The organism is Rheinheimera hassiensis (genome assembly GCF_022436675.1).
GTDB classification, from domain to species: domain Bacteria; phylum Pseudomonadota; class Gammaproteobacteria; order Enterobacterales; family Alteromonadaceae; genus Alishewanella; species Alishewanella hassiensis.
Map to the genome: position 1 here is coordinate 337,757 of NZ_JAKUJZ010000001.1, position 25,442 is coordinate 363,198.

The 25,442-nt window shown below is 50.7% G+C and carries 26 protein-coding genes and 1 tRNA gene; 9 read left to right on the top strand and 18 right to left on the bottom strand.

The genetic code is table 11. The features are described 5' to 3' along the window. Positions 1–47: 47 nt before the first annotated feature. Complete coding sequence (locus tag MJX74_RS01480) at positions 48–1,175, bottom strand: DUF418 domain-containing protein (RefSeq protein ID WP_240220239.1); 1,128 nt, start codon at positions 1,173–1,175, stop codon at positions 48–50. A gap of 329 nt (positions 1,176–1,504) precedes the next feature. On the opposite strand from MJX74_RS01480, the gene MJX74_RS01485 reads away from it, so the two are divergent. From MJX74_RS01485 to MJX74_RS01510, 6 genes are all read left to right on the top strand, one after another. Further along, positions 1,505–2,749 carry an OprO/OprP family phosphate-selective porin gene (locus MJX74_RS01485; RefSeq protein WP_240220240.1) on the top strand — a complete coding sequence of 415 codons (1,245 nt, stop codon included), beginning with the start codon at positions 1,505–1,507 and terminating at the stop codon, positions 2,747–2,749. An 11-nt stretch (positions 2,750–2,760) separates the two neighbouring features. Next, the gene (locus MJX74_RS01490; RefSeq protein WP_240220241.1) at positions 2,761–3,726 is read left to right on the top strand and encodes a tripartite tricarboxylate transporter substrate binding protein; all 966 of its coding nucleotides are present in this window, start codon (positions 2,761–2,763) and stop codon (positions 3,724–3,726) included. Positions 3,727–3,741: 15 nt separating this feature from the next. Further along, the gene (locus MJX74_RS01495; protein ID WP_240220242.1) at positions 3,742–4,212 is read left to right on the top strand and encodes a tripartite tricarboxylate transporter TctB family protein; all 471 of its coding nucleotides are present in this window, start codon (positions 3,742–3,744) and stop codon (positions 4,210–4,212) included. A 3-nt stretch (positions 4,213–4,215) separates the two neighbouring features. Then, positions 4,216–5,718 carry a tripartite tricarboxylate transporter permease gene (locus MJX74_RS01500; RefSeq protein WP_240220245.1) on the top strand — a complete coding sequence of 501 codons (1,503 nt, stop codon included), beginning with the start codon at positions 4,216–4,218 and terminating at the stop codon, positions 5,716–5,718. Positions 5,719–5,805: 87 nt separating this feature from the next. After that, a complete protein-coding gene (locus tag MJX74_RS01505) occupies positions 5,806–7,404 on the top strand; it encodes a sensor histidine kinase (RefSeq protein ID WP_240220248.1) in 1,599 nt (532 codons plus the stop codon). After that, positions 7,401–8,111, top strand: a complete 711-nt coding sequence (locus MJX74_RS01510; RefSeq protein WP_240220250.1) for a response regulator — start codon at positions 7,401–7,403, stop codon at positions 8,109–8,111. The genes MJX74_RS01505 and MJX74_RS01510 overlap by 4 nt, the downstream gene beginning before the upstream one ends. 18 nt (positions 8,112–8,129) lie before the next feature. Here MJX74_RS01510 and MJX74_RS01515 read toward each other — a convergent pair whose 3' ends face one another. Further along, positions 8,130–8,762, bottom strand: a complete 633-nt coding sequence (locus MJX74_RS01515; RefSeq protein WP_240220253.1) for a trimeric intracellular cation channel family protein — start codon at positions 8,760–8,762, stop codon at positions 8,130–8,132. A gap of 158 nt (positions 8,763–8,920) precedes the next feature. Between MJX74_RS01515 and MJX74_RS01520 the strand changes: the two genes are divergently transcribed. Continuing rightward, a complete protein-coding gene (locus MJX74_RS01520; RefSeq protein ID WP_240220255.1) occupies positions 8,921–9,871 on the top strand; it encodes a hypothetical protein in 951 nt (316 codons plus the stop codon). A gap of 90 nt (positions 9,872–9,961) precedes the next feature. Here the strand turns inward: MJX74_RS01520 and MJX74_RS01525 are convergent, their stop codons facing one another. From MJX74_RS01525 to leuA, 14 genes are all read right to left on the bottom strand, one after another. Then, positions 9,962–11,173: an NAD(P)/FAD-dependent oxidoreductase gene (locus tag MJX74_RS01525; protein WP_240220257.1), complete on the bottom strand. Its 1,212-nt coding sequence runs from the start codon at positions 11,171–11,173 to the stop codon at positions 9,962–9,964. Positions 11,174–11,280: 107 nt separating this feature from the next. Then, entirely contained in the window at positions 11,281–11,871 is a 591-nt protein-coding gene (locus MJX74_RS01530; protein WP_240220259.1) for a uracil-DNA glycosylase family protein, read from the bottom strand. Continuing rightward, on the bottom strand, positions 11,864–12,205 hold the full coding sequence (locus MJX74_RS01535; protein ID WP_240220260.1) for a gamma-glutamylcyclotransferase family protein: 342 nt from the start codon (positions 12,203–12,205) through the stop codon (positions 11,864–11,866). Before MJX74_RS01535 ends, MJX74_RS01530 begins: the two co-directional genes overlap by 8 nt. A 110-nt stretch (positions 12,206–12,315) precedes the next feature. Further along, entirely contained in the window at positions 12,316–12,588 is a 273-nt protein-coding gene (locus tag MJX74_RS01540) for a hypothetical protein (RefSeq protein ID WP_240220262.1), read from the bottom strand. A 74-nt stretch (positions 12,589–12,662) separates the two neighbouring features. Continuing rightward, on the bottom strand, positions 12,663–13,505 hold the full coding sequence (locus MJX74_RS01545) for a bifunctional transcriptional activator/DNA repair enzyme AdaA (protein WP_240220265.1): 843 nt from the start codon (positions 13,503–13,505) through the stop codon (positions 12,663–12,665). Positions 13,506–13,516: 11 nt separating this feature from the next. Further along, positions 13,517–14,281, bottom strand: a complete 765-nt coding sequence (locus MJX74_RS01550; protein ID WP_240220268.1) for an SDR family oxidoreductase — start codon at positions 14,279–14,281, stop codon at positions 13,517–13,519. A 186-nt stretch (positions 14,282–14,467) separates the two neighbouring features. Next, the gene (locus MJX74_RS01555; protein WP_240220271.1) at positions 14,468–14,653 is read right to left on the bottom strand and encodes a hypothetical protein; all 186 of its coding nucleotides are present in this window, start codon (positions 14,651–14,653) and stop codon (positions 14,468–14,470) included. A 127-nt stretch (positions 14,654–14,780) separates the two neighbouring features. Beyond that, on the bottom strand, positions 14,781–15,263 hold the full coding sequence (locus MJX74_RS01560) for a nuclear transport factor 2 family protein (protein WP_240220274.1): 483 nt from the start codon (positions 15,261–15,263) through the stop codon (positions 14,781–14,783). A 127-nt stretch (positions 15,264–15,390) separates the two neighbouring features. Beyond that, entirely contained in the window at positions 15,391–15,633 is a 243-nt protein-coding gene (locus MJX74_RS01565) for a hypothetical protein (protein ID WP_240220276.1), read from the bottom strand. A gap of 415 nt (positions 15,634–16,048) precedes the next feature. Next, positions 16,049–17,428: an NAD-dependent succinate-semialdehyde dehydrogenase gene (locus MJX74_RS01570; RefSeq protein WP_240220278.1), complete on the bottom strand. Its 1,380-nt coding sequence runs from the start codon at positions 17,426–17,428 to the stop codon at positions 16,049–16,051. Between the two features lie 212 nt (positions 17,429–17,640). After that, positions 17,641–18,243 (bottom strand): 3-isopropylmalate dehydratase small subunit, encoded by a 603-nt coding sequence (gene leuD / locus MJX74_RS01575; RefSeq protein ID WP_240220280.1) that lies wholly within the window; start codon positions 18,241–18,243, stop codon positions 17,641–17,643. Further along, the gene (gene leuC / locus MJX74_RS01580; protein WP_240220282.1) at positions 18,240–19,682 is read right to left on the bottom strand and encodes a 3-isopropylmalate dehydratase large subunit; all 1,443 of its coding nucleotides are present in this window, start codon (positions 19,680–19,682) and stop codon (positions 18,240–18,242) included. The genes leuD and leuC overlap by 4 nt, the downstream gene beginning before the upstream one ends. Then, positions 19,682–20,770, bottom strand: a complete 1,089-nt coding sequence (gene leuB / locus MJX74_RS01585; protein ID WP_240220283.1) for a 3-isopropylmalate dehydrogenase — start codon at positions 20,768–20,770, stop codon at positions 19,682–19,684. Before leuB ends, leuC begins: the two co-directional genes overlap by 1 nt. Before the next feature lie 2 nt (positions 20,771–20,772). Beyond that, the gene (leuA, locus tag MJX74_RS01590; RefSeq protein WP_240220284.1) at positions 20,773–22,350 is read right to left on the bottom strand and encodes a 2-isopropylmalate synthase; all 1,578 of its coding nucleotides are present in this window, start codon (positions 22,348–22,350) and stop codon (positions 20,773–20,775) included. Positions 22,351–22,729: 379 nt separating this feature from the next. Here leuA and MJX74_RS01595 point away from each other — a divergent pair. Together MJX74_RS01595 and MJX74_RS01600 are read left to right on the top strand one after the other, a co-directional pair. Then, positions 22,730–22,816 (top strand) — tRNA-Leu (locus MJX74_RS01595). Positions 22,817–23,063: 247 nt separating this feature from the next. After that, on the top strand, positions 23,064–24,662 hold the full coding sequence (locus tag MJX74_RS01600) for a sensor domain-containing diguanylate cyclase (RefSeq protein WP_240220286.1): 1,599 nt from the start codon (positions 23,064–23,066) through the stop codon (positions 24,660–24,662). A gap of 81 nt (positions 24,663–24,743) precedes the next feature. On the opposite strand, the gene MJX74_RS01605 is transcribed toward MJX74_RS01600, so the two are convergent. Both MJX74_RS01605 and MJX74_RS01610 read right to left on the bottom strand, forming a co-directional pair. Continuing rightward, positions 24,744–25,088 carry a hypothetical protein gene (locus tag MJX74_RS01605; protein ID WP_068236326.1) on the bottom strand — a complete coding sequence of 115 codons (345 nt, stop codon included), beginning with the start codon at positions 25,086–25,088 and terminating at the stop codon, positions 24,744–24,746. Continuing rightward, positions 25,081–25,299, bottom strand: a complete 219-nt coding sequence (locus tag MJX74_RS01610; protein ID WP_068236328.1) for a type II toxin-antitoxin system Phd/YefM family antitoxin — start codon at positions 25,297–25,299, stop codon at positions 25,081–25,083. Before MJX74_RS01610 ends, MJX74_RS01605 begins: the two co-directional genes overlap by 8 nt. Positions 25,300–25,442 lie beyond the last annotated feature (143 nt).

Consider the following 25,442-nt stretch of genomic DNA (forward strand, 5'->3'; position numbering starts at 1 on the left):
CGGTTATTATCCACGTAATGAATGCAAACGCCAGCAAAACGCTAGGCTTAGTCGGTTATTGCCGGCTTCTTACTCAAGGTACGCCAGCACCATTCTAATGGCCCCTGGTTAAAGTGGCTGAAGTACCAGCGGCAGAACAGCAGTTGCAGCGCAATCATGCCGATAGCAATAGCCAGCAACACAGCACGATCGAGGCTGGCGAACCAGTCTGGCCGTATTACACGAAACAGTAATACCATCAGTAGCGTCTGGCTGATATACAGCGTGAAGGCCATCCTGCCACAAGGTGCCAACCATCGTTTTAACCAGCTATTTTCGCGCCGGTTAATCAGTATGCTGGCAAAAGACAGCGCCATAAGCAACATTGCCACCTGCTCCCACGGCAGCGCGGTGTTCAGATCATAACCATAGCCGGTAACATGATCTGACAACACGGTAACGCTACTGATAGCAAAGGCAAGCCAGAACAACATTTTTGTTGTTGCCATGTTGTAGCCTGTCTCAAACCAGCCGCTTTTATACAGCGAAACACCAAACAGCATTAGCGCAGCCATTAACCAATAAAAAGACAATACAAAGGCTATCAACATAAAGGTGGCATAAATCACATTCTGGATAACTTGCTCAAGGTAAGGCCCGGCCCAAAATTGCTGCTCAGCGACAACCATTTCAGCGGTTAGAGGCAACAGCGGTTCAGCCTGAGCAAACCACAAATAAACAATATATAACAGCGGCAAAACCAAACCATAAGCAAAAAAACGCACGCCTTTGCGCCATAGCGCACCGCTTTCCAGTTGCAGATAACCACGCTTTAGCACAATAAGTCCGGCCAGCGCATACCATAGCAAAATATCGCCACTCCACAGCAAAATGCCATGCAACACGCCAAACAGACATAGCCAGTGAAGCCGCCGCTGCAGATACGCCGCGCCATACTGCTGAAAAATCAGCACCATGCTTACGCCAAACAGTAAATTAAACAGTGTCAGAAAGCGGCCGGATATTAGCAGGGTTTGTAGGTTATATAAGCTGGTATCCAGCAAGCTAACTCCCGCTTCATGCCAGACCAGGCCGTGTGAGTAATCAATCGGGTAAGCAAAGGCAAAAATGTTCATCAGCAATATGCCCAAAACGGCAAAACCACGAATGATGTCAAGCTGAGGCAAGCGCTGCATAGAAACCTGCTGAAACGACAGGCATAAGAACAGCTGCTGTTTCGTTTTAATTTAGTGAACAGAAAGTATGTTTAATTTGTGCTGAAAACTCAACAAACAAATTAAAAACAGCTAGTTAAGTTGTTCTTATCCGGGCAACGTCAGGCCGGGTATAACGCAGCACTAATGTGCATGAACAAAATGCACAAAATCAGCAAAACGCTCTAATTGCAGCTTAAGCACACAATGTTGAGCAAAACCCTGTTTGCTTCCAGGCTTGCGTTGCGGCCTGAGTTCATTTGCTGTTCAGCCGCTACAAAAATAAAACTATGATCAACAGGGCTGGATAGATGAAACCATATAATACACTTTTGCCGGTGCTCGCATTGTCGTGCCTGGCACCACCGCTGTACGCCACTGAAACCGAACAAGATTTAGTGGCACAGGTTGCCAAACTCAGCGAACAGGTAGCTGAACTGCAAAAACAAACCGACTCCCCCGCTATTAGTTTCAGCGGCCGCGTACAGCTGGATTACAACTGGTTTAACGGCGCCTATAACGCCAATGAAAACGGCAGTAGCGGCAGTGATTTATTTCCACGGCGCGTGCGGACGGCGATAGATTCAGAATTTGAAAACTGGGACCACACCTTACTGCTGGAATTTGCCGAAGGCACCGCCGAAATTATTATGGCGCGGGTGCGCTATTCCGGTTTCGACAATGGCCTGCGCCTGCAATTTGGTAAATTGCGCGAAGATATCTCACTTAATGCACTAACCAGCAGCAACAACATCAGCCTGATTGAACGCAGCAGTCTGGCTGATACCTTCTCACCTTACTTCCGTTGGGGCGCATCGGCGTATCAGTACAATAAAGACAACGGCCTACGCTGGGCGTTGGGTGTCTATAAAAACGATGCTTTTGGCTCAGACGGCGAAGATGAAAGCGGCAAGTTAGCGCTAGCCTACACCGGCCGCTTAACCTGGTCGAAAACTACTGCTGAACAGGTATGGCACCTGGGTGCCTGGCATTCAGAGCGCGATATGGCCGGCAATGAGCTGGCAGCACGGGTTGCCCGTGGTGAGCTGCGGGAAACGGCAGTACGGCTGGTTGATTATGCCGCCGGTGGCAATGTGGTCGCGCTGGACAGTTTACGCCAGTCGGGCTTGGAGCTGGCATACCAACTGCGCAGCCTGACAGTGGAAGCTGAATACGCCCTGCGCGCACTGAATGCCTTTGATAACAGCAGCCCGCTCGATGGCACCGAGCATAACGGTTATCACCTTAGTGTCAGCTTTTTCCCGGGCGGGCAGCAACGCCCTTACAGTGCTGGCTCTGCCGTGTTTGGCCAGCCGAAAGACATCCGCAATGCCTGGGAGCTGATCGCCCGTGTCAGCCAGCTTAACACCGCCAACGCCGGCCAGGGTACCGATGTCACCACTTACACCCTCGGCGGCGCTTATTACCTTAACCCGAAAGTAAAATTTATGGCCAACCTGATGCACAGCAGTGTGTCCGGCGCAGGCCAGCAGGCGCTTAGCGGCGAAGAAGACAGCGGCACCGGCTTTGCCGCCCGCGTACAGTACTTATTCTAGGAAACCTTAAGATGAACATAATCAACTTACTGAAAAAATCCGCCCTGGCGGCGGTACTGGCTGGCTTTTGCCACAGCGCACTGGCCGAACTGCACATTATTATTCCCGGCGGCCCCGGTGGCGGTTGGGACACCACAGCGCGTAGTGTAGGTGAAGCGCTGATGAAATCAGGCCTGGAAAGCCGTACATCATTTCAGAATATGTCTGGTGGCGGTGGCGGCCGCGCTATTGCCTATATGATTGAAATAGGTAGCAAAAAAAACGACATTTTAATGGTGAATTCTACCCCGATCGTGATCCGTGCTTTGTCGGGTGCCATCCCGTTCAGCCACCGCGATTTAACCCCGGTAGCTAACCTGATAGCCGACTACGGCGCCTTTGTGGTGCGCAACGACTCGCCCCTCACTAACTGGCAGCAGGTGATTGAACAGCTGAAAACCAACCCGTCCGGTTTAAAGTTTGCAGGCGGTTCAGCGCGCGGCAGTATGGATCATCTGGTAGCAGCGCAGGCTATTGCTGCAGCCGGTATTCCGGGCCGCCAACTGCGTTATATCCCTTACGACGCTGGCGGCCAGGCGAAAGCCGGTTTGCTGTCGGGCGAAGTAGAGCTGCTGTCTACCGGGCTAAGTGAAGCACTGGAGCTGGCAAACGGCGGCCAGGCCCGCATTCTGGCGATGACGGCAGAGCAACCGATAGCTGATTACCCGGATATTCCTACGCTGCAGTCGCTGGGCTATGACATGAGCTTTACTAACTGGCGTGGTTTTTTCGCCGCACCCGGCACTGCGCCAGAGCAAATAGCCGCCTATAACGAGACCTTACAAAAAATGCTGCAAACACCGGAGTGGGAAGTTGTGCGCGCACGTAACGGCTGGATCAATCTGTATCAGGGGCCACAAGAGTTTGCCGCCGCACTAGCCGAACAAGAGCAGGAACTTAAGCAGGTCATGCTGGACCTGGGTTTTATCCGTAACTAACAGGCAGAGGCAGCAATGTTAAATCGCGATACGTTAGGCGCACTGATTTTTCTGGCATTTTTTACCGCTTATGCGGTGTTTGCCTGGCAAATTCCGTTGCTGCCATTTGAAGAAATGGACGCCGTTAATTCGGCGTCTATCCCCAAAGTTTATGCCGCACTGGGGCTGATATTCAGCCTGCTGGCATTACTGGCACAAGCTATTAAGCGCCAGCATAACAGCGGCGATGGTTGGCCACAGATTAACCGCCGCAGCATCGGCCAAACCGCGGTGCTGCTGTTGTTAATGTGGGTGTATACCGCGTTACTGGAACCTATCGGCTTTTTGCTGGCGACCTCTGCGTTTTTGTCTGCCGGCTTTTTTATTCTGGGTGAACGCCGCTGGCGCGTATTGCTGCTGGCCTCGGTGCCGGTTGCCGTGGTGTTCTGGCTTATTGTAACAAAGTTGCTGGGTATCTATCTGGTACCCGGCGAACTGTGGAGTTAACCTATGTTAGATGGCATTTTACTGGGTCTGTCGACCGCGCTGCAGTGGCAAAATCTGCTGTATGTTATTGCCGGTTGTTTTGTCGGCACCTTTATCGGCATGCTGCCCGGCCTTGGGCCCATTACCGCCATTGCGCTGATGATCCCCATTACCTACAGCATTGACCCCAGCTCGGGCATGATCCTGATGGCAGGTGTCTATTACGGCGCTATTTTCGGCGGATCTACCTCGTCTATTTTAATTAATGCGCCGGGCGTAGCCGGCACAGTAGCGTCATCGTTTGACGGCTATCCGCTGGCCAAACAAGGTATGGCCGGTAAAGCACTGGCCATTGCGGCCTGGGCGTCGTTTACCGGCGGTACTATCGGTGCGCTATTGCTGATGCTGGCCGCCCCTACCCTGGCCAAAGTGTCGTTAAGCTTTCAGTCGGCCGACTATGTCGCGCTAATGTGTCTGGGTTTAACTGCCATAGCGGCGTTTTCCAACAAAGGCACCTTTTTAAAAGCCATGATGATGACAGTGTTCGGCCTGACGCTATCTACCGTCGGCATAGACCCGTCTTCCGGTACCGAGCGCTTTACCTTTGGCAATACCGATTTGCTCGACGGCATCTCGTTTTTACTGATTGCCATGTCGACCTTTGCACTGGCCGAAGCCCTGAGTAATGTGCTGAAACCGGAAGTAAAACAGGGTAACAGCGAACAACCAATGCAAATTGGCTCTATCCGCTTAAGCAAAACTGAAGTTAAAGAAATCAGCCCCACCATTGGCCGGTCGTCGTTGCTGGGCTTTATTATCGGCGTACTGCCGGGTGCCGGTGCCACCATTGCCAGCTTTATGGCCTATGCTGCCGAGCGTAATCTGGCACCCAAAGCCTTACAGGAAAAGTTCGGTAAAGGTTCATTGCGTGGCCTGGCCGCGCCGGAGTCTGCCAATAACGCCGCCTGTACCGGCTCTTTTGTACCGCTGCTCACGCTGGGTATTCCGGGCTCCGGCACCACGGCTATTATGCTGGGTGCTCTAATTGCCTATGGTATTCAGCCGGGACCAATGCTGATGCAAGACAATCCCGATGTGTTCTGGGCGGTAATTATCAGTATGTATTTGGGTAATATAGTGCTGCTGATTCTTAACCTGCCGCTGATCCCGTATCTGGCGCGGGTACTGATTATGCCTAAAGCTATCCTGACGATGATGATCCTGTTTTTTAGCCTGATTGGCGTTTATCTGGTGTCGTTTAATACCTTTGACCTGTTTATGATGATTGGCTTTGCCCTGGTAGCATTGGTGCTGCGCCTGCTGGCGTTCCCAATGGCGCCGCTGCTGCTGGGGTTTATCCTCGGAGATATGATAGAAAGTAACTTCCGCCGCGCCATGATGACATCAGACGGCTCACTGAGTATCTTCTGGGATAAGCCGCTGACACTGGGTATTATGCTGCTGGCTATAGTAGTACTGGCCATGCCGTTGCTAAGCTTTCTGCGCTTACGTAAAGCGGCGGTGTAGCAGTAAGATAAAGAGAACCGGCTTACTCTAAGTTAGCGTGAGTAAGCCGGTTCTCTGAGCTAAGTACGAATATGCGGCGGGAGCAGTATGAAACGACCTAAAAAGCTCGAAACAAGGTTAATTCTCTGGGTTACCGGCCTGTGCCTGCTGCAGTTGCTGGTATTTGGCAGCATAGTGTATGCGCTGCTGGCAGAGAACCTGCACCAGCAAACCGGTGAGCGGGCGTTAACACTGGCCAACGCCGTGGCCAACCGGCCCGATGTGCAACACGCCCTGCTGCAACAACGGGCAGATGCCAACCTGCTTAATACTGTAGAACAATTGCGCCAGCATACCGGCGCCGACTTTATTGTCATTGGCGATACTGCCCAGCTGCGGCTGGTGCACCCTGACAGCAGTAAAATTGGCCTGCCGATGGTCGGCGATGACAGCCAGCGTGCGCTCAGCGGTGAGCGTTATATCTCTGAAGCTATTGGCAGTTTAGGCTTATCTATCCGCGGCAAGGTGCCGGTGCTAAGCGATAGCGGCGCTATTATTGGTTTAGTGTCGGTAGGCTATTTAGAGCAATCTATCCGGCCTTTACTGTACAGCCACGGCTTGCAGTTACTGCTGCTGGGCTTACTGCTGGTGGCATTAAGTATATTTAGTTCTATCTGGATCAGCCGCCGGGTGCGCCATGCTATTTTTGGCCTGCAACCGGATGAAATCGGCCGCTTATTTGCCGAACAGGAAGCTATTTTAAACACCGTACGCTCCGGCATTATTGCCGTAGACCCTGACGGCCGCATCCGTAAGCTGAACCAGCGCGCCTGCGAAATACTCGAGCTGGCGCCGGCGCGGCATAACGGCAAACTCAGCCTGCATGAAGTCCTGCCCGACCACAGCGCTTATTTGCTGGCCGATCAGCACCTGCCGATTCGCGGCTTCGAGTTATTTGCTGCCGGCAAACGCATTGTTATGGGCCGCTCGGTGTTACAGGTACAGGGCCAAACCGACGGTGTGCTGCTAAGCATGCGCCCGGTGGATGAGCTGGAATACCTCAGCCAGCAACTGGCCAAGTTACAGGAATTCGCCGAGCTGCTGCGGGTGCAAACCCACGACTACGCCAATAAGCTCAACACTCTGGGTGCATTAATCCAGATGGGCGCGTACGATAAAGCCATAGAGCTGATTGGCCAGGAGTCGCAGGGCTTTCAGGCGCAAATTCATAACCTGCTTGAGCATATCAGCGAGCCGCTGGTCGCCGGTTTATTATTGGGTAAACACCATAAAGCCCGTGAGATGAATATCCGCTTTGAAGTCAGCAGCGACAGCCAGTTAGCGCCGATAGAGCGTAAAGATATGCCGGAGCTGGTGTCTATACTGGGTAACCTGATCGACAACGCACTGGAAGCAGCGCAACATGCGGTACGCTTTCGGGCACCGGCGGTGCGGGTAACGCTGGATGATGTCGGTACGAACCTGATATTTGATGTCGAAGACAGCGGCTTTGGCCTGGCTGCCGATCTGGACACTATTTTTACACCGCAGTACAGTTCAAAAAACGACGCCCGGCACGGTATCGGTATGTATCTGGTAAAAACCCATCTTGACGCCTGCCACGGCACGCTGGAAGTGGGTAAGTCTGATCTTGGCGGTGCCAGGCTCAGTGTGTTTATCCCCAAACACGGCAGGCAAAACGCATGACCTACAGCGTTGTGATAGTGGAAGATGAAATAGAAGTAGCGCAATTACTGGCGCAGTATTTACTGTCGCCGGATAAAAGGCGCGCTAACGCACCGCGTTATCAGGTATTGGGCATTGCCAGCGATCTGGCCACGGCCCGCTCGGTGTTGTCGGCACTAAACCCAGCGCTGATCCTGCTGGATGTCTACCTGCCCGATGGCAGCGGCCTTACCTTGCTGTCGGAGCTGCGCGCCCGCGATACCAACAGCGAAATTATGCTGTTAACCGCCGCCAAAGAAGTACAGGTGCTGGAAAAAGCCATGCAACTGGGCGTTTGTGACTTTCTGGTTAAACCGATAATGTTGTCCAGGCTGGACCAGGCATTAAGCCGGTTTGAAGAAAAACAACAGCATCTGTCTGCCGCGCAGGAAGTGACCCAATCTATGGTAGATGCGCTGTTTTTAAACCCTGCTGATAGCGGTAAAGACAATGCGAACGGGCGCCTGCCCAAAGGCGTTGATGGCCTGACACTGCAAAAAGTACGGCAGGTGTTCAATGCAACCCCCGAGCAAGCCTATACCGCCCAGCGTATCGGCGAGCAGCTGGGCATCAGCCGCTCTACCGCGCGGCGCTATCTGGAATATTTGCTGGAAAGCACAGAGCTGATGGTCGACCAAAATTACGGCGCCATCGGTCGGCCCGAGCGCAGCTACCGCAAGTGCCGTTAAGCTGACAAAATCAGCGAATTAAGGCTCGTTTAGCTCGTTATGATGCTTACTAAATACCGGTATCGTTAACTGCCATTTCATTGCCGCTAAGCGCAGCAGTAACAGTGCTGCCATACCCGTTACCATAGCAGGCAATTGTGCTACACCCAATGCCAGTAAGACGGTGTATACCACGCCGCCAAAAATGCAGGTTACTGCATAAAGCTCGCCACGAAACACCATCGGCACCTCACGGCACAGCACATCGCGGATCATGCCACCACAGACACCGCTCATGGTACCCAGCAATATTGCTACCATGGTGGAAGTGCCGTGATCCAGCGCCTTTTGCGTACCCATAATAACGAAGAATGCCAACCCCAGCGCATCAAACAGTTGCAGGGTATTATGCGGAATGGTTAAACGGTTGCGCACCAGTAAAATAGTGGCCACAACAGCGATAAAAATGGCGTAAAAATAGCTGTTATTGTTAATCCAGATCACCGGGGTATCCAGAATCACATCGCGCAAGGTACCGCCACCAATAGCAGTCACGCTGGCCAGCACTATCACGCCAAAGCCGTCCATCTGGTTGCGCCATGCTGCTAAAGTGCCGGAAATAGCAAACACCGCAATGCCAAGTAAATCAAACCAGTGAAAATAGCTTTCCATATCTGCCCCCAGGCTGTTTCAGCGGCCAAAGTAACAGGCTTTGGCAACAGCGTAAATAGGTGGCATAGCGATAAAAAAGCCGCCAGCTTTACTGTTCGGCCAATGCTATTTGTGTTAACATTTTACCGTTTTTTTAACACACTTTTTAAAGGATTAGTATGAACAAGTCAGTGATAGCGTTGGTTGTGGTAGCTGTAGCCGCAGGTGGCGGATTGTATTATGCCAATACGCTGGCGGAAGACGCCATTAAACAGCAGATTGAACAGGCAAACCAAAGCTACCGCGACCTTGCCGGCAACGGCGAAATCCCACAATTCTCATTGGCTTATAAAGATGTGTCGGCCAACGTACTTACCTCAAGCTATAGCATCAGTGGCCTGGATGTCACCATGGCTGAACTGGGCCAGGTTGCCACCATCGAGCTTATTACTGCCAAAGGTGTTAAGCCACAAAGCCTGGCCGACAAAGCCAGTATGCAAATAACCGGTATTAAAGCCGCCCCTGCCGTACTGCAATTGCTGCCGCCTCACATCAGCGCCTTTGTGCAAAGCCTGGCGCTGCACGGTGATTACAGCTACGAATATCAGGCCGACGGCCAGCTGTTATTCAGCCAGCAAACCCGCGTTAATGACGAATTTAGCCTGAGCTATGACTTTACTCTGGCGCAAATGCAGCAATTCTGGCAATACGCTAAAGAGTTCAGCGCCATGTCACCAGAGCAACAACAAGCGCTTACCGTCAGCGAAGACTATGTACAGCAGGTAATGGGCAAACTGGCTACCGGTGCCTTAAGCAGTGGCAATATTACTATTGAAAACAAAGGTTTTATTGAACGCGCTGTTGCCATGGCGGCCGAACAAGGCCAGGCACCGGATCTGAAAACCATACAGGGCATGGCGCTGCTGAATATTTCTATGCTGGAACCGCTGCCACAGCCAATGAAAGACAGCCTGACCGCCTTTGTTAATAACCCGGAAAAGCTCAAACTTACGTTTAACTTTGCCGAGCCACTGCAGTTTGAAAAACTGGCTACCGGTGAACCCATACCTGGCCTGGAAACACCAGAAGCCATTATTGAACACGCTAATCTGCAGCTGATTGCCAATTAATTTCGCACATTTGCACGAAGGCGCAGACACAATCCGGGCTTGAAAAGTAATATTGACCGAGCCCGGTTATTTATTCTGCTTAATGCAAAACTAATCTAGCCGTGAGAAACCAAACAACGGTGCCAATGGATGGCTGCGGCCTTCAAGAGTGGCGCGCAGTAAACCAGCCCCTATCATGCTGTAACTAATACCATTGCCACCATAAGCCATAGCAAACAATACCCTTGGGCCCCATTGTGGGTGTTCACCAAAAAACGGCAGGCCATCTACAGTTTCGGCAAAGGTGCCGCCCCAGGAAAATGCCGGCCGTAATGTCAGTTCTGGCAGCAGCTTTTCTACTTTTTTAACCAGCCCTTTGGCTTTGCTTTCAACCCTTTTATCACGGCGCGCCGGTATATCGGTATCATCGTCATCGCCGCCTACCAGCAAGCGGTTATCACCGGTGGTACGCATATAAAGATACGGCCGGGCCGATTCCCATGCCATAGTTGACGCTAGCCACCCCAGATCTTCTGCCGCCATAGGATCGGTTATAAATGCATAGCTGCTGCGATTTTTCGCTACCGACTGCTTCAGCCATTTTTGCGAAGCGTAACCTGCCGCCATTACTAGGTGTTTAGTGTGGATCTGATGCCCTTCAGCAGTGCGCAAAGTAACCTTGTTCGCAGTGGGCTTAATGCTGGCGATGACCGTGCGGTCAAACACCCTGCCACCACGTTCTGTCAGGCGCAGCAATAACCGGGACGCCATCCGGTACGGATCAATACAACCAGCCAGCTTACTGAGAATAGCGCACGGCGCTTTGATACCAAATTGCTCTTTTACACCCGCTGCATCCAGCCACTGCATAGCAAACTGATGCTTTTTACGCAGCAGATATTCCTCACGTAATGCTGTTTTATCACTGCGTTTACTGGCGTAATAAAGGCTGTGCTGCATGCTAAAGTCGACGTCGCCCAGCTCATTCGCCAGCTTACCGATATCTGTAATTGCCGCCGCGCACGCCTTATAAGCCAGCACGGCCTGGGTTTCGCCGTACATTGTGGCTAAATCGACCATATGGGTATCAATTTCATACTGTAACAGGGCCGTACTTGCCGCAGAGCTGCCCCAGCCAATATCGCGCTGCTCTACCACTACGACGTCAAAACCATGCGTTGTCAGCTCATCAGCGATCAGTGAGCCGGTTATACCACCGCCGACCACAACCACGTCGCAACTGATATCCGCCTGTAGTTGCGGAAAAGCACACATCAGGCCATTTTTGATGGCCCAGAACGGGTAACCGCTTTTCAGATCCATCCGCCAGTCCTCAGGTAACTCTGCTTATTAACATAATGTTATTATCGCTTACTAAGCACAGTACGCCGATTAGCCTGGCAAGGCTATTGCTATTGCTATTGCTATTGCTATTGCTGTTTCAGTAACAACACCTGTTTAACCCGGGCCTGTAGCTTTGGCAACAGCTGCTCGGCAAACCAGGGGTTGCGTTTCAACCAGATATTATTGCGTGGGCTTGGGTGTGGCAGCGGGATGATGTCTGGCCAGTAATTCTGCCAGAACGCCACGGTGTCGGTTACCGAGGATTTGGCTGTCGGTAAGTGATAAGCCTGCGCATACTGGCCAATCACAATCGTCAGTTGCAGATTTTTTAACGGCTGCAGCAGTGCCTGACGCCAGGCAGGGACGCATTCTGGCCGCGGCGGTAAGTCGCCACTTTTGCCGGTACCGGGGAAACAAAAACCCATCGGCAAAATTGCCACCAGTTGCGGGTTATAAAATTGCTCAGCCGTTAAACCAAGCCATTGCCGCAAACGCTCGCCACTGGCATCAGCAAATGGCACGCCAGCCTCATGCGCCTTTCGCCCCGGCGCCTGGCCAGCAATTAAAATCCGTGCCGCCGGGTGCCACTGCAAAATGGGCTTCGGCCCCAGCGGCAAATCCCCCGCGCACAAGGTGCAACGCCGCACATCTTCAAGCAAGCTCAGCCGTTCAGGCATGCTTAGCCGCAGCATAAATCCAGCACTCAGTACCGGATTTTAGCACCGCTTTTACCCGCACATAGGCTTCGACTTCGTAATCATCGGCTTGCGCCAGCTCGGCATCGGTCAGCTCAAATACGGTGCCGGGTACCTCATCGGCAGTATTACCGCTAAGGCGTAAAATCGGGTGGAATGCCTTGCCGCTTTCGCGCAGCACGCGCTCGTCGGTTATTTCCACCTCGCCGATAATATAGCCCTGCAGAATATCTTTGCTGCCGCTTAGCTCGCGGCCAAAGTTGGCCAGCTGGACATTTTTTTGCTGCAGGGTGCCGTAAGAGAATAGTTTAGCCATGATTAACCTTGCCCAGTGTTGAGTGTTGAGTGTTGAGTGCGATAAGTTTACTGCCGCAGTGGGTTGAGGTACAGCGCCTTTCGGGCTGCAAATCGGGACCTTACACTAAGTTAGACAAATGCTATCCAACGACCAGCGGTGATAATGGCAAGCCATAAAGTAAGCGAGATTAAGGCGCTGAGTTTCAGCAGTAACGTGGCTGGCTGGCCTGCCAGCAGGGCGCGCCAGCACGGCAGGCAATGCACCAGCATTACATTAATTAAAGCCAGACTAATTAATGACAATTTCAGCAGAAAAGCACTATTGCCAAGATAGTGCGCAGGCTGCACGCTAAATAACAGCACACCGGTTAGTATTGCCATGTTGTTGGGAGCAGGCTTCATACACCCACCTTTTCAGGCAAACATAACGCCCGCCATTGGCCGCGCGAGGTACGAGCGTCAGTTGCATGGTATTGTTATAGCGCAACCGGTTCATCACGCATTCTTTCCCATGTTTGTACCATAAGCTTCTTGGTGGCCCCCCAACGATAACCGCCCAGCGCACCACTTTGCTGTATAACCCTGTGACAGGGGATCAGTAAAGCCACCGGATTTGCTCCGATGGCGTTACCAACCGCCCTTGCAGCCTTGGGGGCACCCAAGGCCTTGGCTACCTGGGCATAGCTGGCCAAAGCGCCAGGTGGTATTTTCAGCAGAGCACGCCAAACAGCTATCTGGAAATTTGTTCCTGCCACATGCAGCGACAACGGACCTTGCCTGGAAGCTGTGCCACTGCTAAAAAAGGCATCAATAACATGGCACGTAGCTGCCAGGCTTTCTCTGATCGAACTGAGAGGCCAAGCGTTATGCAAGTCATCCAGCAACGCCTCCATGCTATTGAAGTCCATGAACTCTGCCCGGCAAACACCACGCCGGGTGACTGCCACAAACATAGGTCCCAGTGGGGTAGGATGTACTCCATACTCGATCTGTACCTCCTTACCTCGATTTTTATACTCGCCGGGCGTGACGGCCTCCAGTTGCACAAAGTGATCATGCAACCTTGAACTGCCGCTTAGCCCAAGCTCATGTGAGACATCAAGCAAGGAGCGGGAATTATCCAGCAATCCTTTACCCCGCTCCAATGTCAGCACCTGTAAAAAGCGCTTCGGCGTAGTACCTGCCCAGCGGCAAAACAGCCTTTGAAAGTGATACGGGCTCAGATGCACATGGCGGGCTATCTCCTCTAAACTGGGCTGATCAGCAGCCCTATCGACCAAATAGGCCATAGCGCTTGCGATTCGGTCATAGTCTGACATGAGGCTGCCTCTCAAACACGATTTATAGATACACCGCCATCTACCAACATCGCAGTACCAGTGGTGAAACTGGAGGCATCGGAGGCTAAGTATAATGCAGACTGAGCAATTTCATCTGGTGTCGCCATCCGCTTAAGAGCATGTAAATTATGCACAAATGCCAATGCTTCTGGCGTATTAGCAAACTCACGTCCTGCCGGCGTATCAGTACCACCAGGCAGAAGGGCATTGACCCGGATATTCTGAGGCCCATGCTCTGACGCCAGCACTTGAGTCAACCCAATAAGGCCCGCCTTACTGGCTGCGTAGGCTGCCATGCCTGGCATACCTGCGGTGTAACCAACGAAGGTAGAGGTGAAAATTAATGAACCGCCTTTTCGGGCAGCCATGGCGGGCAGTTGGTACTTTGCGCCCAAAAATGCGCTGGTTAAGTTGGTCGCAATAACCTGATCCCAGTTGGTTTGTGACATCTCAGGGACAGGGCCCATAGCACCCAGGATAGCCGCATTGTTAAAAGCGATATCCAATCCACCAAAGTGGCTTACCGCCTTATCTACCAAAGCTTTGGCAAAAGCTTCTTCGCCAACATCACCGGCTATTGCCAGTGCCTGCCCGCCTTCCGTGTTGATTAAGTCCACAAGGTCATCAAGCTCCTGCTGTCGCCGTGCTGCCACCACTACGGCAGCGCCTTCTCTGGCAAAAAGCTTCGCAGTTGCGTAACCAATTCCGGTGCTGGCGCCGGTAATAATAGCAACTTTGTTGGCAAGTATAGTCATCGTTACTCCTCTAGGATCTGCTTACTATAAAAGGGCATATGCCCGAACAGATGCTATATTAGGAGGCCGAACGACTACTGCCGACCCGAATCTTGCTGTACTTCAATTGCGCTATAACGCTCAAAGCAGCTGTGCAGTGCGCGTCGGCTAGCTTTGCTTGTTAGCGTATCTGAGCTCGAATACATACTAAGTAAACAAAGCCTCAAGCTGTGCTGTTTGTTCAGGGCTAAGCTCATTTAACGTCTGCAATGCATCTTTAAATGCTGCTTTGGCATCTTCTGCCATTTTGAAATGTAAGTAAGCCTTAATTAAGGCTGTATGAGCATTCAAAGATTGAGGATAGTTTTTTCGATTCCACTTCAGTAATGCCAAAGCATCATCATTATTCCGTTTAATTTAAAAAACTAAAAATGTCAGTCGCGATTAGAATGCAAGACGATTTCAGCGCTAACGCCTTAGTTAATCTGAGCCGCCTAGCAGCTTCGGCTTGAATAAACTATTAGGGCTCGCTTGCAGGCCGGTGGCCATAACTGAGCACGCGGGTAAGCTCCCATTTGCCATTTTGCTCACGCCAGATCATGGTGAAGTCAGCCAGTCCTTCGCACGCGCCGCCCGAAAACTGGCAGAAGCGGTGCGAGCCCTGTGCAATGGCGCCAAAGCCCTTGATTGGATAAACCTTCAGGGATCCGGCCACGAGCTCGCGACTGAACTTGCCGCAGACATTCTTACGAGTGCCCGCGATCATGTCTTCACGAGTCCACGTGACCCCGCCGTTGTCATGGTAGAACTCAACGTCTTCTGCAAAGTAACTGGCGTGCTTGTCGAGTTGCCCTGACTCGGCGCAATGGTTGAATGCATCAAATACTGCCGTGTCCAGCGCGGCTACTGTGTTGTAGAGTCTTTCCTGCTCGGGTGCAATCTCAGCATTGACGCCAAAGATGATGGTGGTTGCGGCAATCAGGGCAACGTTCGTAGTTCTCATAAAATCAAAGACTCCTGAAATTGGGTTGCGAGCTCAACGCCCAAATTTAGCGCGGAAATCCGCGCAGCTGGTTGACGTCGCAGCCAGCACTTTTTGCTGGCGATAATATTTGTTTGATGCATTTTATTCAAAAGTCTGCAGTGACATTAAGAAATGCTAATTTCCTAGAATTTTTACTTTCGCCAAAAGTGATGCATGGCGAATGATTTTCATCCCTGAAAGTCTCGGCAACTTGCACATCTACACTATCTATGTCGAATACATAAAACGGCTTATTCGGTCTTGCGAGCGATTCAGCCTCCGTGTAGCCGTATATTTCCAAATCAGGTTCAAGCTTCTCAAGTTTTGCAATTAGTTCTTTAACTTTCATCTCTATGCCTCGCTTTTAAGAATCTGGCTTGCATAACATTTTATTCTTGAGCATGCTCGTTTTGCCAATTCCTATAGAGGAAATAGAAATTGATAATTTGTTGGAAAGTAATCACACATCTTCAATTTCTACTTTCACGGTCTGAAAAAACAAGCATGCGTTATATCTCGGTGGCTGTGCGTTACATTTCTAAACCGCGCTGCCTTAAGTCCCTAATTTATAGCAGGTAGATTGCACAGGCAACAATATAAAAAAACACCTCAGGGCAGATATGCCGTGAGGTGTTTTTATTAACTGCCAGCCCGCTGGATCGCAGCTGGGTTGTTAGGGCAGGTTCTGTGTCTTGCTTTGTAATTGGCAAAAGCACTGCCCGACCCTATCGCGCTTGGCGTTGAATACAATATAAAAGAGCCGTTTAGTTGCTAGCTACCATAATCAGCTTCACATTCACAAATTCGCGCAGGCCAAAGCCGCCATGCTCGCGGCCGTAGCCGCTGTCTTTTACGCCACCAAAAGGCAGATTAGGTTGCGCCAGGGCGTAGCCATTTATGTTTACCATCCCGGTATCAAAATGCTTTTTCGCCAGTTCTACAGCACGCTCTACGTTGGCAGAAAATATCCCGCCACCTAAGCCATAACGGGAGTCGTTGGCAATTTGCATGGCTTGGGCATCATCTTTTGCCCGAATAAGTGACGCTACCGGGCCGAATAATTCGTCATCGTAGGCAGGCATTTGCGGGCTGACATTTTCTAAAATAGACGGCGGATAGAAAAACCCTGTTTGCTCAGGAATTTCGCAACCACACACCACTGTTGCGCCGGCTTCGATAGATTCGGTCACTTGCTGGTGCAGCTTGTCGCGTAAGTCACCTCTTGCCAGCGGCCCAACATCGGTGTCTTCAGCGTTAGGATCGCCCATTTTCAGGCTGCTCATTGCCGCTGAAAATGCGCTTTTAAACGCAGCATAATTTTTTTCAGTGACAATAAAGCGCTTTGCCGCTACGCACGTTTCGCCATTGTTAATAATGCGGCCTTTCACGCAGGTTTTTACTGCCAGCTCAATATCGGCATCGTCCAGGATAAGATAAGCGTCGTTACTGCCCAGCTCCAGTACGGTTTTTTTCGCCAGTTTCGCTGCTTCCCCAGCTACCGACTTGCCTACTTCGTCGCTGCCGGTAAAGCTAACGCCTTGCACTTTAGGGTGTCTGATTAAGCTGGTGGCGGTATCGCCGTCAATTAATAACGACTGGTAGCAATGCGTTGGAAAACCGGCTTCAATAAACATGGCCTCAATTTTTTCTGCCATGCCAAACACGTTTGAAGCATGTTTTAATACGGTGGTGTTACCCGCCACCAGGTTAGCAATGCTATAGCGAATTACCTGATACAGCGGAAAATTCCACGGCTGAATACCTAAAATTACGCCGATTGGCTGGTAGCTGATAATCGCCCTACCGTCTTCTGCACTACGCTCTTCATCAGCTAATACTTCACTTGCCTGCTTCGCCGTGTAACGACAAATTTCAGCACAAAGCTGCACTTCTTGTAGCCCCTGCGCCCTAACCTTGCCCATTTCGTCAGTCATTAACTGTGCTAGCTGCTGTTGCTGGCTTTCCAGCACCTTTGCCAATTTCAGCGCTAACTCAGCCCGCTCTTTAATACTGACAAGCTTCCAGCTTTGGAAGCATTTATCTGCATTGTCTACCGCCTGCTGCGCGGCCTCTTTATCCAGTAATTGATATTCTTTAATCGGTTGTTCGGTGTATGGGTTAATAGTAGTAACGGTGCTAGTCATGGCTTACCCCTTCAACTTATGCAAATAGGGGTAATGGACGCAAAGGCAGTGCCAAGTCTGAAGTTACGGCAAACATTAACTTAACAATATGATTATATTGATTTTTAATTAAAAACCATCTCGATTGGAATCAGTACACCAGCCATGCCGTGTGAAAATTTTGCAGTACACCGGCACTTTATTTACAGTGCCGGTGTTTCGTAGCCAGCCTCTTACCCCAGCCAGGGTTGGCTGGCTTTGCGGCTTTGCTCGTAGTCGGCAATTTGCGGGTTTAGCTGCTCGCTGCTGCCGATAAAATCCAGCCCGGATAGCAGCCGCTGTTTAATATCTGCGTCGATATTAAAGCCCATAGCGGCATTGTTACCGAACATAATTTCCTGGCTGGCCAGGTCAATTTGCCACTGCTGCGGGCCCTGTTGGCAGCGATTAAACAGCAAGTCGATATTGGTTTTACTCAGCTGAATTAATAACATGGCGTTATTAACACTGTTATTAAAGAAAATATCGGCAAAGCTCTCGGCAATGATCACGGTAAAGCCGTACTGTTTGATGGCCCAGGGCGCGTGTTCGCGGCTGGAGCCACAACCAAAATTGGCGCGGGTCAGCAAAATACTGGCACCTTTATACTCCGGCCGGTTAACAACAAACTCCGGATTTGGGCTGCCATCGGCTAAATAACGCCAGTCGAAAAACATCGCCTCGGCAAAACCATCCCGGCTAACGCTGGTTAAAAACTGCTTTGGGATAATCTGGTCGGTATCAACGTTGTTTTTATCCAGCGGGCACACCAGGCCCTGCGCAAATATCTTACTCATGGCTGTTCTCCTGCTGCTGTTACTGTAGTCTGGGCTGCGATATTAACAAACTTACCGGCAATCGCCGCTGCCGCTGCCATCGCCGGGCTAACCAGATGGGTGCGCGCGCCGCGGCCCTGACGGCCTTCAAAGTTACGGTTGCTGGTAGAGGCGCAGCGCTGGCCGGCTTCCACTCTGTCGTCGTTCATACCCAGGCACATACTGCAGCCGGGTTCACGCCATTCAAAACCGGCGTCTTTAAAAATAACAGCCAGGCCTTCGTCCTCAGCCTGGCGTTTTACCACGCCCGAGCCCGGAACCACTAAAGCGCGCACACCGGCAGCGACTTTCTTGCCCTGCACCACACTGGCGGCCGCGCGTAAGTCTTCAATCCGGCTATTGGTGCAACTGCCGATAAACACCACATCCACTTTACAGTCGGTCAGCTTTTGGCCGGGTTCCAGCCCCATATAAGCCAGCGCCCGTTCGGCGGCGTCGCGCTTGGTAGCATCAGTAAAGCTATCTGGTGAGGGTACGCTTTGATCCACTGCCATTACCTGTTCCGGGTTAGTACCCCAGGTAATTTGCGGTGTAATAGCGGCGGCATCAATTTCCACCACAGTGTCAAACACCGCATCGGCATCAGAATACAGGCTTTGCCAGTAGGCCACTGCAGCATCCCAATGCTCTGCTTTGGGCGCATGCGCCTTGCCTTTGATATAGTCAAAGGTGGTTTGATCCGGCGCTATCAGCCCGGCCTTGGCGCCCATTTCTATGCTCATATTGCACAGCGTCATGCGTCCTTCCATGCTCATAGCGCGGATGGCACTGCCGCTAAATTCAGCGACATAACCATTACCACCGGCAGTGCCCAGCTTGCCGATTACCGCCATGATCACGTCTTTTGGCGTAACATGGCCGCTTAACTCGCCGTTTATCTCTACTTTTAACGTTTTTGCCTGCTGCTGCGGCAGAGTTTGCGTGGCCAGCACGTGCTCGACTTCTGAGGTACCAATACCAAAGGCCAGCGCACCGAAAGCACCGTGGGTAGAGGTGTGTGAATCACCACAAACGATAATCATACCTGGCTGGGTTAAGCCCTGCTCCGGGCCAATCACATGCACTATGCCCTGATCTGGATGAGTTAAATCCAGCAATGGAATACGGTTTTCTTCGCAGTTAGCGGCTAAGGCTTCCAGCTGTTTACGCGAGGTATCACCGGCGGCGTCGATGCTGCGGCGCTGCGTTGACACGTTATGGTCCATAGTAGCAAAGGTTAAATCGGGCCGGCGCACACTGCGGTTAGCCAGCTTTAAACCGGAAAATGCCTGCGGTGAGGTAACCTCATGAATTAAATGCCGATCAACATACAGTAAGTCTGTGCTGGGGTTTAATTTACCTACCACATGGCTGGCATAGATTTTTTGATATAGCGTTTTTGCGGAAGAATCATGGGCCATTAGTTTTGCTCCTGGCGCAAAGTGGCAACAATGGCAGCGCCAACCGCAGCCGTGCCATAAGTGGATTTCGGATTGATATCGCGCGTTACTATGTGCTGCTGCAGACAGTGCTGCACCGCCTGCTCAATGGCGCGGGCGGCGTCTTCTTCGCCAAAGCTGTAGCGCAACATTAAAGCGGCACTTAAAATTTGTGCTATCGGGTTGGCAATGCCCTTACCGGCAATATCCGGTGCGCTACCACCGGCCGGCTCGTATAAGCCAAAGCCGTTGCCGTTTAAACTGGCCGATGGTAACAGGCCCAATGAACCGGCAATAGCGGCGATTTCATCGGATAAAATATCGCCGAACAGGTTGTCACACAGCAGTACATCAAACTGCTGCGGGCTGCGGATCAGCTGCATGGCAGCATTATCGATATACATATGCTCCAGCGTGACACCGGGGTAGTCTTTTGCCACCCGCTCTACTGTTTCGCGCCATAAAATACTGGTTTGCAGCACATTGGCTTTATCAATCGAGGTAACTTTATTGCTGCGTTTTGTTGCAGCTTCAAATGCTACTTTGGCAATACGTTCAATCTCGCGCACACTGTAGCGCTGGGTATCAAAGGCATCGCTGTCGCTGCGGCCTTTTTCGCCAAAATAAATACCGCCGGTCAGCTCACGTACGCACAACACGTCCATGCCCAAGCTACTCACACGCGGGTGCAACGGCGATAAATCGGCAAAAGCCGGATAAATCTGGCCCGGGCGCAAATTACAGAATAAATCGAAGGTTTTTCTAAGTGGCAATAGCGAGCCGCGCTCAGGCTGTTTATCCGGGGCTAAACCGGTCCATTTTGGCCCGCCGACCGAGCCAAATAAAATGGCATCGCTTTGTTTGCACAACTCCAACGTCGCCGCAGGCAAAGGCTCACCGCTGGCATCTATCGCCGCGCCGCCGACTAACGCCGGTGTTAGGGTGATACCGAACTGGAATTTATCCGCCACCACCTGTAATACTTTTTCCGCCTCGGCCATCACTTCCGGGCCTATGCCGTCACCGGCTAATACCGCGATTTTATAATGCTTGTTGCTCTGTGTACTCATTACTATTCCCCTGCGGCAATCTTGTTGGTGTTCTGACGGGCGTGTTTATGCGCATCGATAGTCTGGGCGCGCTGGATCATATTCAGCACATGCACATAGGCCAGCACCGAGCTGCGCACTATGTCGGTAGCCAAACCGGCACCATGAAAACGACGGCCTTCATGTTCGGCAATAATATCGACCTGGCCCAGCGCATCTTCGCCACTGCCTTTGGCCTGTAAGTTAAAATCAACCATCTTGATATTCAGTTTGCTGATACGGGCAATGGCAGAAAACGCCGCTTCAACCGGGCCATTGCCGGTAGCCGCTTCAGTAAAAACTTTATCGCCACAGCGCAAGCCAACAGTGGCGCTGGCCACATGGCCGGTATGGGTAGACGAGCTTAAAAATTCCAGCGCGTAGTAATCGTTTTGCTCCTGCATGTTTTCAAAAAACACCAGCGCTTCTAAGTCATAGTCAAATACACGGCCTTTTTGGTCGGCCAGTGCGACAAAGCTTTTGTATACCGCTTCCAGGTCATAATCGCCGTTGTTGTAGCCTAATTCGGCTAAACGGTGCGAAATAACATGGCGGCCTGAGCGCGAGGTTAAGTTCAGCTCGTTCTGGCGAATACCGACTTGCTCCGGTGCCATAATTTCGTAGGTGTTCTGCGCCTTTAATACGCCGTCCTGGTGAATGCCCGAGCTGTGCGCAAAGGCGTTTTCACCCACGATCGCCTTGTTCGGCTGGATGGGCATATTACAAATTTGACTGACTAAGTGAGAGCTGCGGTAAATCTCGGTAGTTTTAATATCGGTATACAACGGCGCCAATAGGTCTTTGCGGGTGTTGATAATCATCGCCACCTCTTCCAGCGAACAGTTACCGGCACGCTCGCCAATACCGTTTACCGTACATTCAATTTGCCGTGCCCCTGCCTGCACAGCGCTGATGCTGTTGGCTACCGCCAGGCCTAAATCGTTATGGCAGTGCACACTTAAGCGGGCTTTGTCGATATTCGGCACCTTATTGCGCAAGACGCTGATAATGGCCGCAAACTCATTCGGGATGGTGTAACCCACGGTATCCGGAATATTAATAGTAGTAGCCCCGGCGGCGATGGCGCGCTCAACTATCCAGCATAAATCGTCAATTGGCGTGCGGCCGGCATCTTCACAGGAAAACTCAACATCGTCAGTGTAGCGCCGCGCCAGTTTAATGCAGGCTTCAGCCTGTTCACTGGCCTGTGCTAAGGTTTTGCGCAATTTATACTGTAAATGCAGCGGTGAGGTGGCGATAAAGGTATGAATACGGCGCCGTTCTGCATCTTTTAACGCTTCGCCACAGGCTTCGATATCGGCACTAACAGCACGGGCCAGGCCGCAAATAATCGGGCCTTTTACTTCCCGTGCAATGCGCTGTACTGAGTCAAAATCGCCGGGGCTGGATACCGGAAAGCCTACTTCCATTACATCAACATTCAGCCTGGCTATGGCATGCGCCAGTTGAATTTTTTGCTTCTGGCTTAAGCTGGCCCTTAAGGCCTGTTCGCCGTCGCGCAAGGTGGTGTCAAAGATCCAAATTTTATTGTCGCCGCTCATCTTGTGTTTCCTGTTCCGTTATCTCGGTTTAGGTTGCAACCTGTGGCGGGGGCTTAAATGCAAAAAACCCCGGCCAGTGGCACGGGGTTTTAGCTTTATCGGTTCGTTACGTTTTTACCAATAAGCAGCACCCCGCGCGCCGGTGAGGAGCACGAGGAGGCTAATTGTAGAAACGCGACGGTTAAAATTCATTAATTGCTCTGTTGGTTACATTGGTTAGCAAAACGCCAATAGTAATAGCATGGTTATTTTTTAACTGCAACAGTATAGATGGCTAAACGGCAAAAAACTTTATCCGTGTTGAAAACCACTTGCATATTACGGCAAGGTTACATAAGATGCGCGCCGTCTTACCAAGCGCTTTGCCGCAAACGACTCAGCCCGGGTGGTGAAATCGGTAGACACAAGGGATTTAAAATCCCTCGCTCGAAAGGGCGTGCCGGTTCAAGTCCGGCCCCGGGCACCATTTCTTCTCGTTACATCATCAATTGCCAGCAGCTATCGCTGTCAAACAATCAACATCAACTCAAACAACAGCTGCCCACTATAACCCAACCATTGGTAAAAATATTTCGTTAACCCGCTAAAACATGGCCAACGCATGTTAAACACAACATCTTTAAACAGACCCGACCATAGGTTTGATTAAATGCTATGCTGCATGCTGAGATGAATGCTGTTTACCCTGCTTTTGTGTTGGCGATATGATAAATATGACTTTTCACAAGCAAATTTTTGTTTTTGTTCAGTTAGCACTGCTGGCTTTATTGCTAACTTTTTACACTCCAAGCCAGGCAACTGCAGCCGATTTCTGCGCACTTGAGCGTGTTGAGCACAATACCAATCACGATGCAATTGTGTTGGTAGAGGCAGAAAAATCGGACATCAGGCTTAATCGTGGCACCAATCAATTTAAGCTTAGTTGTAACCTGAGCAGAGGCGGAGTGTTTTCATTTCAACGCCATGGTTTAAACAGCTATAGCTGGCAGCAGGCAGGTATAGCAAAGCCGCCACTGCCATCGAGTGATGTCACGTTTATCATTGACCAGGGCGAGTCCTCTGCTCTGATTGCGCTAAACTCTAAATTTGAATACAACCCGCGATTTCAATGGCAAACAACGATGGATTTTATGCTTTCAAGCCAGAAGCATAACCTCATCATCGGCTTGTTTTATGGGTTGAGCTTTACGCTTATGCTGTATGTCTTTATCTTAAATCTGGAGGTCAAAGATAAGGCACTAACACTTTACAGCGTATATATTTTTTGTATCAGCGGCTTTATCTTGCTACAAGAAGGCCAGTTGTACCTGTATTTACCAAGCAACTTACTGCCACAAATACATACCGCGTACTTAATGAGTATTGGCCTGACTGTTGTTAGCGCCACGTGGTTTATGTGCGAAATATTGAAAATTAATACCGACTTCCCCCGCACCAGCCAGTTATTTAAACTTACTTCATTACTGGTGCTGCTGGCGTGCATGTGCAGACTAGTTGTCAATGAAAACCCATGGTTAGCCGTCTGCTCCATTATGATGGGATATGGCACTTTAATATTGGTTGCTGCAATATTTTTCACGGCGCTTTTGCAAGTATTCCGGCGGGTAAATGAAGCCAGTTTAGTGTTTAGCGCCTTGAGTATTGTGTTGTTTAGTATGGTGTTTAGGATAGTGCTATTAGACAGCATTCCTTTTGTGCAACGTTATGGCTTCATTATCGCCTTTGCAGTAGAAAGCTTTATGCTGGCCATTGCCGTTTCACGCCGTATAGGTCGCATTGCGGTAGCAAAAGAGCGGGCCGAGAACGACGCTAACATGGATATATTATGTAATATTCTGAACCGACGGGGTTTTACCTTAAAAGCGCAGCAGCTACTTAGTATGCAACGCCAATCAGATACGTTACTGGCCGTGTTTTATGTCGACATGGATAAATTCAAGCAGCTTAACGACACCTATGGCCATAACGCTGGTGATGCGGCACTGAAAACCGTTGCCAGTTATCTTAGTAAAAAAATGCGCATGACAGATGCCGTGGCTCGCATTGGTGGCGATGAATTTGTCACGCTGGCGAGTTTTAAAAACCAGGCAGAAATTACGGCGAAATTAGCCGAGCTGCAAAACCACTTTCAGCAATTTACTATTGAGCTGAACGGGAAAAGCATTTCAGCGTCAGCCAGCATAGGTTATGCAGTATTCAGTACGCCTCCGGATACTCTCGATACCGTTTTAGCCGCTGGTGATGCCGCCATGTATCAGGCAAAATTGCAACGTAAAAGCCTGGCATCAGCTGAAGTTAATACTTTAGGGTAGCGTACTGACGAACAACTCCCCTAATACTCTGAACGCCAAGGATCAGATCCAATTTCTACATACTACTTTTTACCATTGGTATCAAACAAGCAGCATCAACTCAAACAACAGCTTTTGTAGATTCTGCCGACTATCCATCAGCAATAATAATTCGATACGCTGCTTTTGTTCATCGAGCCGGTAAAACAACAGATTATGCTGATCTACCTGCCACTGCCGGTAATCTGCAATACCCAGCGCCAGCAAACGTTCGCTGATAGGTGCTAAGGTGGGATGCGTTGCCAGATCCTGCTTAATGCGCTGTTTAATATTCATTAGCGTATTTTGCGTCAGAGTGGCGGAGTATTTTTCAGTTAAAAATGCAGCAAGCCGCTGCTGTGATAGTTTAAACAGCGGCGACGCAACAACGGTATAAGTGCTACTCAAATGCCTGATCCAGACTTAGCTCCGCCACTTGCAATGACTTTTCCGACAACTTCAACATTTTTAGCAGTGCTAGCGTGTCTTGCTGAAACTGATAATCCTGATAAGACTGCACCACAAAGGCCGGTTTGCCATTTTTAGTGATCAGTAGCTCTTCGCGCAGTTCCAGCGTGTTGGCGTGCTCTTTTAAGTAGGTAATTGTTTCAGTTTGCATAACCGACCTTAAAACGGTTTTATTCAGACTGATTTAGCCTAGCAGATAATTGACCACTGCACCAACCTAAGTCAGTTAAACACGCTATTGCTGTTTATCAGGCTTACTGCAACGCTGACGGCTGGAGTGGCTGATGTTGAATT